Here is a 12,275-nt window from a genome sequence, read left to right on the forward strand (position 1 = left end):
GGAATGCTAGTTATTAAAGGTTGCGGAAAAAAGATGTGAGGATTATCTCCTTATCACTCTCAAAAATCATATCTCAATCTATCATTCCTGTTTGCTTCTTATAAGGATGGTTGGAAAGATAAAAAAAAAGGAATAAGGGTTAAATTGCCTTATTCAGTTTCAAGCCATTCATTAACTCTGTCAGGATTGTTTTCGACCCATTTTGCAGCGGCTTCTTCAGCACTCATTCCTGCTTCAATGTCGGTCATTACGGTCTGTATCTCTTCGTGGTTATACTCTAAATTGCTGATGATTGCATAGAGTTCAGGTTTTTCTTCTTTGAGTCCATGTCTTGCAAGTGTTTCTATGTTATCGCCATCTCCATAGGCCTGCTGTGGATCATCCAGCATCTTCAGGTCATATCTGCCGAATGCCCAGTGAGGTGTCCAGAGGGTGACAACGATTGGTTTCTCATCCCTGTAAGCACTATCAAGGGCAGATGCCATTCCAGCACTGCTGCTGGCTCTAAGTTCGTATTCCAGGTCATACATATCGATTGCATTTTCGGTATTGTGCATTATTCCTGCACCGGGATCAATACCGGTGATTTCAGCATTGAACTTCTCCTTGTTTGCATTCAGGTCTTCGATGGAATTAATATCTTCCATGTAAGTTGGTACTACAAGGCCGAGTTTGCAGTCTTCAAGATTTGGACCAACTCTGTCAACCTGGTCCCCATACTGTTCCCAGTAATTTGCCTGGGTTTGTGGAAGCCATGCACATGTGGTAAAGTCAAACTGGCCATCAGCAAGTCCCTGGTATAGTGGGCCTGCATCGACAGATATTATTTCTACTTCATACCCTTCCTGTTCGAGAACTTGCTTTATTACATTGGTATTTGCAATTGCATCATCCCACATTACATATCCGATAGTTGCTGATTTTTCTTCAGTGCCAGCACCTTCGTTTTCTTGCTGGGTACATCCGGCAGCAAAGAGGGAAAGCACTAACAATATTCCTATTATAATCATTTTTAATTTATTATCCATATTTTTCTATTCCTCCTTTCTTATTGGATAAAAGTAAAAAGACTGTTCAGGCCTTATTTGGGTGTAAGGTGCCGGGTCAGTCTGACAAGGACAATCGCTATAATCACAATACTGAGTCCTGCTTCGAATCCAACTCTGATACCTACTCGCTGGATTCATATCAATACGTTATAACTCAGGCTACAGGCTTCGATCATGGAAGCAGTAACGACCATTGAAAAGGCCAGCATAATAGACTGGTTAACACCGGCCATTATACTCTTAAAAGCAATCTGGATATCTAGCTTCATAAGTTTCTGCCAGGACTGAGCCAAAAATATTGACAACCTCTACAAATTCTGTTGGTGCCTGTGTAATATTCAGGTTTAATAAGTAGGATTGCAGGACCAGTGCAGCAGATGTCATTACAGGCTCAATGGTTTTCGTGGATACTTCCACAGGTCCATTGTTACAATTAAAATATATCCAATGCCGGTACCTTAAGCGATTTTCCATTTCTTCTTGGATATATGGAATCCCTGAACGTGATGCTAGTTATTAAAGGTTGTGGAATAATAAAAGAAAAAGGAAGTGAGGATTTTATCCTCACTGAGTTCCAAGTACTTCATCATACTTTTCAGGATGCTCTGCAAGCCAATTTTGAGCTGCCTGTTCTGGCTCATTTCCTTCATCGATAGCGATCATTATTGATTCGATATCATTAAGATCCATTTCATAGTTCTGGATAAGCTGGTAGAACTCTGGTCTATCCTCTTCAAAACCGGGTCTTGTGAGGATGACAAGGTTGTCACTTCCTCCATACACTCCTTTTGGATCTTCAAGGAATTGCAGGCCTTCCATACGTGCGAATGTCCAGTGTGGCCTCCAGAGGGTAGCTACGATCCATTCCTCATTGTCAACTTTGCCCTGAAGCTCGGCTGCCATTCCCACAGTACTGCTGGAAGATAATACATATTCTTCAAGGTTGTATTCCTCGAGGGCCTTCTCTGAGGTTATCATTATTCCTGCACCTGGTTCAATACCAGTGATTTTTCCATCGAATTTGCTGGCATTGCCTTTCAGGTCTTCCACGGTGGTAATTCCGGAATCATATACGTAGTCTGGAACAGCAAGTCCAATTTTAGCACCTGAGGATACAACCTGTGCCTTGTTCAGACTGTCTCCGTATTTTTCCCAGTAGGAAGCCTGGGTTGCAGGTAACCATGTGTGTATAAGGACATCGATGTCTCCCTGTGCAGTTGCCTGGTATAGACCACCGACATCTGCGGATACAATCTCATATTCATGGCCTCCTTCATCAAGGATACCTGTGAATACATATCCTCCTGCACGCGAGTCATCCCACTGGATTAATCCAATTCGTACTGGTTCTTCTGTTGTTTCTTCTGTCGGGCCTTCTTCCTGTGATGTGCAACCTGCACCAATCAGGGCGATTGCTACCACAAAACATGCTAGCATTTTCAAAACATTATATCTCAAGCTATCACTCCTTTTTGCATTTTATAAATATGGTTGGAACGATAAAAAAACAGGAATAAGGGTTAAATTGCCCTTATTCAGTTCCAATCCATTCATTAACTCTATCTGGATTGTTTTCAACCCACTTTGCAGCGGCTTCTTCGGCATCCATGCCGCCTTCCATATCAGCCATTACGGTCTGAATTTCTTCATGGGTCCAGTTGAACCTGCCGATGATTGCATAGAGTTCTGGTTTTTCTTCCTCGAGTCCCTGTCTTGCAAGGGTTTCTACATTGTCAGATTCTCCATAGGCCTGCTGTGGATCATCCAGCATCTTCAGGTCATATCTGCCGAATGCCCAGTGAGGTGTCCAGAGGGTGACAACGATTGGTTGCTCATCCCTGTAAGCACCATCAAGAGCAGATGCCATTCCAGCACTGCTGCTGGCTTCAAGATCGTAATCCAGTCCATACACATCGATTGCATCTTCTGTGTTCTGCATGATACCTGCACCGGGGTCAATACCGGTGATCTTTCCATTGAACTTCTCCTTGTTTGCATTCAGGTCTTCGATGGAATTAATGTCTTCCATGTAAGTTGGTACTGCAAGACCGAGTTTACAATCTTCAAGATTTACTGCAACTCTGTCAACCTGGTCTCCATACTGCTCCCAGTAATTTGCCTGGGTTTGTGGAAGCCACGCGGATGTTGTAAAGTCAAACTGGCCGTCTGCAAGTCCCTGGTAAAGTGGGCCTGCATCAACAGCGATTATTTCTACTTCGTAACCGGCCTGTTCAAGGACCTCTTTCATTACGTTGGTACTGGCAATTTCACCATCCCACATAACATAACCGATACTCGTGGTTTTTTGTTCATCTGCACCATTATCGGTTTCTTCACCTTCGTCTCCCTGCTGGGCACAACCAGCGGCAAAGAGAGAAAGCACTAACAAAATTCCTACTATTACTGCTTTATATTTATTATCCATTTTCTATATTCCTCCTGTGTTAATTGGATAAAAAGAATGAAGGCTTTAGCACTTACTTTGGTGTAAGGTGCTGTGTAAGCCTGTCAAGAACAATAGCGATTATGACAATTCCAAGTCCTGCTTCGAATCCAACTCCTATATCAACCCTCTGGATTCCTATCAATACCTGGTATCCAAGGCCACGGGCTCCGATCATTGAAGCAATAACGACCATTGAAAGGGCAAGCATTATACATTGGTTAACACCGGCCATTATTGTCTTTAAAGCTACAGGTATTTCGACCTTGATAAGTTTTTGCCATGAGGTTGAACCAAAAGCGTCGGCAACTTCTACCAGTTCTTTGGGAACCTGTGTTATTCCAAGAGTTGTAAGCCTGATTGCTGGGGGCATGGAGAAAACAACGGTTGCAATCATACCCGGCACGTTACCAAGTCCAAAGAAGATAACTGCTGGGATAAGGTAAACAAATGAAGGCATAGTCTGCATAAGATCCAGAATCGGTCTCAATATCCTATGAAGAGTCTCACTCTTTGCTGCAAGTATACCCAACGGAATACCTATTATTAGAGCCAGTGCAGCAGACGAAATTACAAGAGCGATTGTTTCCATTGAATATTCCCACAGATCCATACTCAGTATAACTATGAATCCAAGGGCCGTGCCTAAAGCAAGTTTCCAGTCCTTTCGCCCAACTACGTATGCAATGGCTGCAATCAGCACAACAAATAACAGAGGCGGCATTGCCATCAGTACATCTTTGAAAATATCAATGACAAACCCAAAGAGAGCACTGAATGCATCAAGGATGAAGCCAAAAGTATCACTTATCCAGTATACTAAAGATTCGACAATGCTTCCTAGGGGGAGTTGTGGTACTATCATTGTTCTACCTCCTCAACTTGCTCTTCATCCTCAGTGGTCTTAAGTGCAGCAAGGATACTGCCTCTGACGACCACACCTACAAGTTTGTCATTTTCATTAACAATCGCAATTGGCTGGTCAGTTTCCGCCCGGATGGATATGAGGTCTTGAAGTGGAGTATCGACTGTAGTTTTCGGGAATTCCTTTATGATTACATCTTCCATGGTCTTTCCGGCTTTCTGTGCTCGGACTGCATCATCGACTTTCAGGAATCCCTGAAGACGCTTGGCTTTATCCACTACGTATATGGAGGATATGCCATGCTTTTCCATGAGTTTCAGGGCAACTTGCAGACCGGATTTGAGTGATACAACCGGGTCAGGCCTCTTCATTACATTCTCAGCAGTAAGGATCTTTGTTTTGTCCACACCGGCAACGAACTTGGACACATAATCGTTCGCAGGGTTTGTGAGAATCTCTTCAGCAGTCCCGATCTGGGCAATTTCTCCATCTTTCATCAAGGCAATACGGTCACCGAGCTTGAGGGCCTCATCAAGGTCATGTGATACGAAAACAATTGTTTTCTGCATCTTTTCCTCAAGTTCAAGCAACTCGTCCTGCATCTCACTGCGGATAAGCGGATCAAGGGCACTGAATGCTTCATCCATTAAGAGGATCTCCGGATCTGTTGCAAGGGCTCTCGCAAGTCCGACCCTCTGCTGCATACCTCCACTCAACTGGGATGGTTTACTGAACTCATGTCCTTTCAGTCCAACAGTTTCGATTGCTACTGATGCCTTTTCATGTCTACCTCTTTTGAGAAATCCTGTATTTCAAGACCATAGGCAACATTATCGATGATGGTTCTGTGTGGCAAAAGGGCGAAATTCTGGAAGACCATGCTGATCTGTTTTTCCCTTATCAACCTGAGTCTCTCACTGGAGGCCTTTGTAACATCCTCATCGCCAATAGTTATCGATCCGGATGTGGGTTCAATGAGCCGGTTTAGGCAACGTAGAAGGGTTGACTTACCGGAGCCTGAAAGCCCCATAAGTACAAAAATTTCTCCTTCATACACATCAAAACTCACATTATACAGTCCTACGGTCTGGCCAGTCTTGTTGAAGATTTCATCTTTTGAAAGACCTTCTTCAACATAGGACAAAGCTTTCTTTGGATGCTTCCCAAAGATCTTTGTTAAGTTGCTAACTACAATTTTCTTCATTCTTTCCTCAGAAATAAAAATAACCCCTTTTTTTTTAATAGGTTATTTAGTAAAAGATTATAACAATCTTTTTTGTAAACATAATTCAATATTAAATAGGGAATAATCGTTTGGAATTCAAACTATAAATGGCTTAATTCTTTTTATACTTTATGGTGATACATTTTCGATGAAAACGTGGCGCTATCTGCTGAAAATTCCAGTCTATGTGAATAATTATATATTGTCAGGGACCTCTCTTAGCATTAAATGTCACTTGAACCGATTCACATAAAAGCCATACAAGAAATCGCATCAGGTATTGAAATGGATGTAGAGCAGGAAGATGAAGATAGCGATGCTACTGATCTTTTTGATTTTTTGAAAGAACTAAAATACGGCTCCAGAATTGTTTTGAAATCCATCGGGAGGCTATACAGGGGAAAGGTAGATATGGCCCGAATGTCACAATCAAAAGACCCTGTTGAAAGAACTCTTTCTTCTGATAGTGGAAGTACCAACACTTTTCTCTTTGACTCGGGGCTTGCACTGGATTTCTGTCATTGTGCAATGGCATCCTCGCCAAGCGACCTTGGTATCCATTCCAAAAGAACAATAGTTGCTGCTACTTATTCCTCTTCTGCAAATGTTACTATCAACACCTCGCAGGACTGGAAATTATTTGATAGGGGCAATGGCAGAAGTCGCCTGGTAAAAATTGAGGCAGGTCTGCTGGAGACAAGGGAAAAACGCCTCGTTCACAATATTGCTCTTTACCTTTCCGAGTCCGAACATATTCTCTGGATGAAAGATATTTTCACAAAAGGGGATTTTTTCATAATGGATGGTCCCATATACCCTAAACAGTTAATGTACTGGATGGTTGTCCCCTCTGAAGAAGTCAGAATAAGATATGACCCTTCAGCATTGAAAATATTGCAAAATTACATTGACATAATGGACCATGCAATGGATAATAGTCTTCCACTGGTAGGATTTGTGAAAAATCCTGAAGATATGCAGATAGTACAAACGCTTAAAAGGAAGGAAATGGAGCTGGATATACCCTGGCTGGTAGATGCCCAGTTTTTCAAAAATGTCCTCCATCCTTCTGCTGAAGACTCACGCAATTGTATTACGTATACAAACTGGTTCATGCAACCCAACCAGTTCTATGAGAATATGCTCCAGACCACAAGTCCTTTGATGGATAGTTCTCTTTCCCACAAATATGATGCAGAGGATTATGCATTGACATTTTTTGTGATCTATGTTCCTGCTATGAATGTTCTTTTTAAAGTAGAATCTCCTTATGGTCTGACAAAAGATGATGATCAGAGGCACCTGCTCACTCGCAAAGTATTATATGACATTTCAGTAGGCGGTGTCCCACCGACCCTCTCCAAGGTGGATTCTATCGCAAAGATACGCAAAAAAGAAAGGAAACAGATTCTTGGGCAATTCAGTAAACTCAGGGTCGATACGAAATACAACGATATACGCTGGAGTGATACAGATGGATAACGATGACGATATACTTGCTTATGCCACAGGTGAGAAGGGGGACAGTGTATCCTCGAAAGAACCGGTTGAAGATTTTGAGGAATATGTTCCTGATACAGTGGATAATCCGGATGAACTGTCCTTAGATGATGCGCTGGGTACAATTACAACAGGAATTGACCCGCTGGAAATAACTGAATCAGGTGCACGACTTACTGGTTACATTACTTCTTCGCACAGGCCGAATGTCAGGCTTGGTACATATGTACTGGTTCCCTACGGAGATGAAGATCTGTTTGCAAGGGTCTGGAAACTGCAGTACCTTCAGGAATTTGAAGTTGATGATGCGACAGAGTTGCATTCCCGGCGCATGTTAAAGGCCAATAATACCAATGAGATAGATTACAAATTCCTTGCATATCTTGATCCTCTATGTATCCTGTCTCCCGCAAAGGCAGGACTAATGCGTCGCATGGCCGACAGGCTTCCCCGTCCCAATACTCCGATACTACCGGTTTCTGAAAAACTCAAGATCCAGACCGGTCTCAACATTCCTACAGAAGGTATTTTCCTGGGACATTTGAGTGTGGGGGGTGAACTTGTCAGGACACATGCTTCTCCTCCAACAGTTGCCTACTACCTGCGCAATGATTATTCAATGGGGGATCCTCTCATGTTCCGTCATATGCTGGTGTGCGGAAGTACCGGGACGGGGAAAACCTTCCTTACAAAGAATATTCTGCGTCAATTCCTGTCATCGGACAACCAGTATCTTGTAAGGGGGGAGCAGGGCAGGAAGAAAAACCCATGTCTTGTGATAATGGATCCACAGGATGAATATTCCCAGCTTTTTGAGGATAATGCGGATATAGGATATGGCGATGAAGTAACTTTTGCAGAAGAGCACGTCTTGCATGGAGGCCATCAGGATACAAGGACATTCCTGGCAAGTGTGGACGGTCAGTCCTATCCGGGTAAATCCCGTGCACAACAAATGGAATTTACAATTCCTTTCGAACTTGTAAGGAATAATTCCTGGTTGATATCAGCAGCGGAATTGACAGAAAACCAGTATATAGGCCTTGAGCTGTTGATTGAGGATTATTTCAAGACTCCTGCAAACCATACTTATCAGGGATTTACAGATTTCATTGCGGATGAAGGCACACGTTCTGTATATGTGGATAGTGGGAAAATCCATGAATCCTCCTATGATGCTATTGTGCGTAAGGTCAAAAATCGCTCTTTTAGCAAGGTATTTGACCAGCCGGCAAAACCGATAACCGAAATACTTGATGAGGTTTTCAAGCCTGGCAGGGTCAGTGTTTTCCCGACTGAATATATAAATAATAGCCGTATCAGGGATCTCATTACTCTCACCTTGATGACAATTGTAGTGGATAACAAACTCAGCACATCAGGCAATGATTCTGTTAAGAAAACCCCTGTATTACTGGCTCTTGATGAAGCACACAGGTATCTTTCGGGTGCGATGTCGGCTCATTCAAGACGTATTGTTTCCCGATTCGCAGATGCAGCAAGGCAGGGGCGCAAGGAAACACTTGGTCTTTTCCTGATTACCCAGGATCCACAGGACATCGATGACACAGTGCTCAAGCAAATAAATAGCAGGATTATTCTCAATCTCTCAAACGACAATGCCATAAATGCATTAAATGTTCCCTTGGAATTTGAAAAAAGGATTCCTTATCTTCGCAAGGGACAGATGATAATTCAGAGTCCGGATAACAGTGATATTGTGGAGGTTACCGGTCTGCATAAATGTGTGGTAAAACACGCCTGATCAGGCACGGGGGATGGTGGCCCAGAAAATGCTCCCTTTTCTATCTTGCCTGTCCTCAACACCTGTTTGGCCGCCATGTAGCTCCATTATCTTTTTTACAATTGCAAGTCCAAGCCCGGTTCCTTTTATACTGACAGATGATCCTGCTCTTTCGAATCTTTCAAATATGAGTTCTTTTTTATCATCGGGTACTCCCTCCCCCTCATCGATGAAACGTATTTTCCACATATCATTATCTTCAATTATATCTATGGTAATGTGGCCCCTTTGAGGTCCGTATTTTATTGCATTTGAAAGCAGGTTGGAAAATGCTTCCTGAATTGATTTGTGAATGTTTGCAAGGTATTGTCCACTGGTATTTATTTTCAGGTCAACTTCTTTTTCTTGAATTTCTTCTGCATATTCGTTTGCAACTTTTTGCAACATCATGGCAAGGTCTGCTTTTTCGAATTTGATATCTGTGAGTGTATCAAGTTTTACAAAAACAGATGCATTTTCAATAAGTTCCAGTATCCTGTTTATGTTCCTGTTGATAGTAATGGCCATCTTCTTTTTTTCTGCGTCCTCTTCCCTTTCGATCAGCAACTGTGAGTAACCCTTAATTATTCCTGCAGGATTTTTCAGATCGTGACTTACTATGTCTCCAAATAGCTCTTTGACATGGTAGTTTTTTTCAAGGCTTTTGGTATATTGTTCAAATCTTTTTTCTGCATCCCTTCTCTCTGTTATATCTCTGATTATTGCCATATCAGCAGGCATGTTGTCGTGTTCTATGTAAGATGCACTGATCTCTACAGGAACCCTTAATCCTTGTTTGCTGAGCATTTCAGTTTCATATCTTTCCGGGATATCGGGATCTTTTTTGAGCCTGCGATGATATCGCTCGCTGATCATATTGATGTTTTCAGCAGGAAAAATATTTTTAAAATCCATTCCCTTAAGTTCTTCAGATGTATATCCGATTATCTCCCTGAATTTAGGGTTTGCAAATATTATGGCCTCCTTCTGGATTATGATTATCCCATCATTACTTTTTTTGACCAGGGTGGAATACATATCCGTAGGATATTGTTTTGATTTATCCATTTCTTCCACAATTACTCCCCATTTCATTTAGCGATAAATTAGTTCCTAATAGTGCTATGTACTGTTTTTGTTTTATCTTTTTGCCGAAACGTATATATTCAGGTAATGCCTATGAAGGGCCGCACAAATGGGCCGGTAGCTTAGTCAGGCAGAGCGATGGACTCTTAATCCATAGGCCGAGGGTTCAAATCCCTTCCGGCCCGCCTATTTTGCTTTTCTTATCTTAATCTAATAATATATTATCTCTTTTCTTCAGTTAACTAAAAAGGCTGAACAACAAAACCTATATACTACTTTCTTAATATTTATTGATAAGGAATGGGGTTCCGTGAGGTGATAGTTAGCCATCTATCTCATTCCTTGATATAAATGGAGGATTTGAAAATATGTTATATATGGATGTTAGTACATGGGAACCTACTCTCAGTGACAAGGTAATTGAACACTTCAAGGAACTAAAACCACCTGCAGGTATCAATATAATAAAACAGTGGGTTGACCTTACAGGAGGACGTTATTTCATCCTCTACGAATGTGATGATGCAGAAGCCTATGCGGCTTTCAACCTTCCATGGTCTGATATCTGCGAAATAGACAGTGTTCCTGTTATGGAATCAACTGATTTCATAAAACTAATGTCAAAGCAATAATTTATAAGGGAAGTTTAATCTTCCCCTATAAGTTCTACTTCTTTTTTATCATTGCCGATTTCGATCTCAACGACTCCGGGGCGAAATGGGGTTGTATCATAAGTATAACGAATATTACCTTCAGGATCGGCTTGAATGACCTGTGAGGCTTTTACGTCCATCTGGACCGTTTCTGTATTTTCCTGAGCATCCCCACTGATGTTTATATTGAAGGTACCGGAAGGCACATTTGTGTCTATGTATGTGGCCACTGACTCTTCAGCATCCCTGTGTTGTCGGAAAGGCATCAACATTTTAACGGTAAATGTCATGTTCTTAACAGGCCTTGTTTGGACTTTAAATTCATTCGGTCCTTCTGGAATTTGGACTTTCCGGAAATCATGACTGTACCTGCCATCATTCACCTCAACTGCCACATTGAATCTCACTATCATGTTTATGCGGGCGTCGGGCTTCGTATTGCCCGTTATTGTGATATTTTCACCGGGTTTGAGCTGCTTGTGTGATACGTCCCACTCAATATCGGAGTCCTTTGTGTCTGGCTTTTCTTCTATAGGTTTCAATATAGAGCTTATTATTTTGTAAAATCCCAAAAATATGTTGTATCCTGTTGTTGAAATGGAAAATCCCCCTTGTTCTATAAACATAATTGAACGTATGCCAATTTATTTTCTTAGGCCCGTTTTCAACGAGTTGTTTATATGTATTATCAGTTATTATCTTATATAAAATTCACAGGAGAGTGAGATTTATACCCAAGGTTAGTGTGGATATCCCCCAGCAGTTGCTGGATGATCTTAATTGTCACGTAGGGGAGGATAGGAAATTCGTGAGCCAGTCGGATGCTATCCGGACTGCAATACGTAAATTACTGGACAGGATGGATGATGTGGATACAAGGCATGGAAGAGTTAAAGAATAAGATTTGATTTTAAATAATCCATACATTCTGTACCATTTTCCAGATTTTTCATTTCTGTAATGAACAACCCTTCATAACCGTCAACCCTGTCAAATACTTTTTTCCAGTCAATACAGCCCTTGCCAAGGGGGAGGTGCTCATCCCTTTTTTCATGGTTGTCATGTATATGGGAATGGACCATTACTTCTCTACAGGAATCCAGAAATTCATCAAGCAAGCCCATTGTATTGGCATGGCCGATATCCAGCGTCATGCCTATATTATCTGTATCTACCTTTTCTATTATTTCCAGTATTTCAGCAGGATATTTTCCAAATATATGGGGCATATCTGGCATATTCTCCAGTGCAATAATAATTCCTTTATCCTCTGCAATCGTGCTTATCTCTTTCAGTGATCCTATCGTATTATCCCAGGCTTTTTCGGGATATAATGCTCCTTCAGGGGAGAGATAACCAGGATGGATTACTGCAATTTCAGCAAGACCTGATGCCATGTGCAGGCAATGTCCCATCTGCCTTACAATTTCTTTATGTATGCCGGGATTGAGGGTTGCAAGGTTTATGTCAGAAAATGGCAGGTGTATTGTGAAGGTCAGGTTAGTTGTATCCTTTATCTGTTGTACCCTGTCAATATTTTCAGCAGTAATTTTCTGTTTTCCTTCCTGTACAAGTTCGATTGCTGAATATCCCATCTCTTCCAGTTCATAAGCCCATTCAAGTGGCTTTTCTCCGCTTGCTCTTGCAGAAAAACCGATTGCTGGTGACAAC

The 12,275-nt window shown here is 41.8% G+C and carries 14 protein-coding genes and 1 tRNA gene; 5 read left to right on the forward strand and 10 right to left on the reverse strand.

Annotation, left to right across the window (positions count from 1 at the left end):
* Positions 1 to 149: 149 nt before the first annotated feature.
* The 7 genes from BKM01_RS06655 to BKM01_RS11085 all read right to left on the reverse strand — a co-directional run bounded on the left by BKM01_RS06655 (position 150) and on the right by BKM01_RS11085 (position 5,561).
* Positions 150 to 1,028, reverse strand: coding sequence for a glycine betaine ABC transporter substrate-binding protein (locus BKM01_RS06655; RefSeq protein WP_072358927.1), 879 nt, complete (start codon positions 1,026 to 1,028; stop codon positions 150 to 152).
* Between the two features lie 155 nt (positions 1,029 to 1,183).
* Entirely contained in the window at positions 1,184 to 1,318 is a 135-nt protein-coding gene (locus BKM01_RS11155; protein ID WP_257790273.1) for a hypothetical protein, read from the reverse strand.
* A 295-nt stretch (positions 1,319 to 1,613) separates the two neighbouring features.
* Positions 1,614 to 2,486 carry a glycine betaine ABC transporter substrate-binding protein gene (locus BKM01_RS06660; protein ID WP_084006263.1) on the reverse strand — a complete coding sequence of 291 codons (873 nt, stop codon included), beginning with the start codon at positions 2,484 to 2,486 and terminating at the stop codon, positions 1,614 to 1,616.
* A 94-nt stretch (positions 2,487 to 2,580) separates the two neighbouring features.
* Positions 2,581 to 3,474: a glycine betaine ABC transporter substrate-binding protein gene (locus BKM01_RS06665; protein ID WP_072358931.1), complete on the reverse strand. Its 894-nt coding sequence runs from the start codon at positions 3,472 to 3,474 to the stop codon at positions 2,581 to 2,583.
* A 52-nt stretch (positions 3,475 to 3,526) separates the two neighbouring features.
* Positions 3,527 to 4,357, reverse strand: a complete 831-nt coding sequence (locus tag BKM01_RS06670; protein ID WP_072358934.1) for an ABC transporter permease — start codon at positions 4,355 to 4,357, stop codon at positions 3,527 to 3,529.
* Positions 4,354 to 5,061, reverse strand: a complete 708-nt coding sequence (locus BKM01_RS06675) for a CBS domain-containing protein (RefSeq protein WP_394339267.1) — start codon at positions 5,059 to 5,061, stop codon at positions 4,354 to 4,356. Before BKM01_RS06675 ends, BKM01_RS06670 begins: the two co-directional genes overlap by 4 nt.
* Before the next feature lie 62 nt (positions 5,062 to 5,123).
* Positions 5,124 to 5,561 (reverse strand): ATP-binding cassette domain-containing protein, encoded by a 438-nt coding sequence (locus BKM01_RS11085; protein ID WP_236953525.1) that lies wholly within the window; start codon positions 5,559 to 5,561, stop codon positions 5,124 to 5,126.
* Positions 5,562 to 5,810: 249 nt separating this feature from the next.
* Between BKM01_RS11085 and BKM01_RS06680 the strand changes: the two genes are divergently transcribed.
* Both BKM01_RS06680 and BKM01_RS06685 read left to right on the forward strand, forming a co-directional pair.
* Positions 5,811 to 7,064, forward strand: coding sequence for a DNA double-strand break repair nuclease NurA (locus BKM01_RS06680; RefSeq protein WP_072358938.1), 1,254 nt, complete (start codon positions 5,811 to 5,813; stop codon positions 7,062 to 7,064).
* Positions 7,057 to 8,847, forward strand: a complete 1,791-nt coding sequence (locus BKM01_RS06685; RefSeq protein WP_072358940.1) for an ATP-binding protein — start codon at positions 7,057 to 7,059, stop codon at positions 8,845 to 8,847. The genes BKM01_RS06680 and BKM01_RS06685 overlap by 8 nt, the downstream gene beginning before the upstream one ends.
* Here BKM01_RS06685 and BKM01_RS06690 read toward each other — a convergent pair whose 3' ends face one another.
* The gene (locus tag BKM01_RS06690) at positions 8,848 to 9,933 is read right to left on the reverse strand and encodes a sensor histidine kinase (protein ID WP_233125629.1); all 1,086 of its coding nucleotides are present in this window, start codon (positions 9,931 to 9,933) and stop codon (positions 8,848 to 8,850) included.
* 129 nt (positions 9,934 to 10,062) lie between these two features.
* Between BKM01_RS06690 and BKM01_RS06695 the strand changes: the two genes are divergently transcribed.
* Both BKM01_RS06695 and BKM01_RS06700 read left to right on the forward strand, forming a co-directional pair.
* Positions 10,063 to 10,136: transfer RNA gene (locus BKM01_RS06695), tRNA-Lys, on the forward strand.
* Positions 10,137 to 10,319: 183 nt separating this feature from the next.
* Positions 10,320 to 10,583 carry a DUF3303 domain-containing protein gene (locus BKM01_RS06700; protein ID WP_013036819.1) on the forward strand — a complete coding sequence of 88 codons (264 nt, stop codon included), beginning with the start codon at positions 10,320 to 10,322 and terminating at the stop codon, positions 10,581 to 10,583.
* 14 nt (positions 10,584 to 10,597) lie between these two features.
* Here the strand turns inward: BKM01_RS06700 and BKM01_RS06705 are convergent, their stop codons facing one another.
* Complete coding sequence (locus BKM01_RS06705; protein ID WP_143744116.1) at positions 10,598 to 11,146, reverse strand: hypothetical protein; 549 nt, start codon at positions 11,144 to 11,146, stop codon at positions 10,598 to 10,600.
* A gap of 188 nt (positions 11,147 to 11,334) precedes the next feature.
* Between BKM01_RS06705 and BKM01_RS06710 the strand changes: the two genes are divergently transcribed.
* The gene (locus BKM01_RS06710; protein WP_072359607.1) at positions 11,335 to 11,505 is read left to right on the forward strand and encodes a ribbon-helix-helix domain-containing protein; all 171 of its coding nucleotides are present in this window, start codon (positions 11,335 to 11,337) and stop codon (positions 11,503 to 11,505) included.
* Here BKM01_RS06710 and BKM01_RS06715 read toward each other — a convergent pair.
* Positions 11,495 to 12,274 carry a sugar phosphate isomerase/epimerase family protein gene (locus BKM01_RS06715; RefSeq protein WP_084006264.1) on the reverse strand — a complete coding sequence of 260 codons (780 nt, stop codon included), beginning with the start codon at positions 12,272 to 12,274 and terminating at the stop codon, positions 11,495 to 11,497. The two genes, BKM01_RS06710 and BKM01_RS06715, sit on opposite strands and share 11 nt — an antisense overlap.
* Position 12,275 lies beyond the last annotated feature (1 nt).

The organism is Methanohalophilus portucalensis (assembly GCF_002761295.1).
In the GTDB taxonomy this organism is placed as follows: Archaea; Halobacteriota; Methanosarcinia; order Methanosarcinales; family Methanosarcinaceae; genus Methanohalophilus; species Methanohalophilus portucalensis.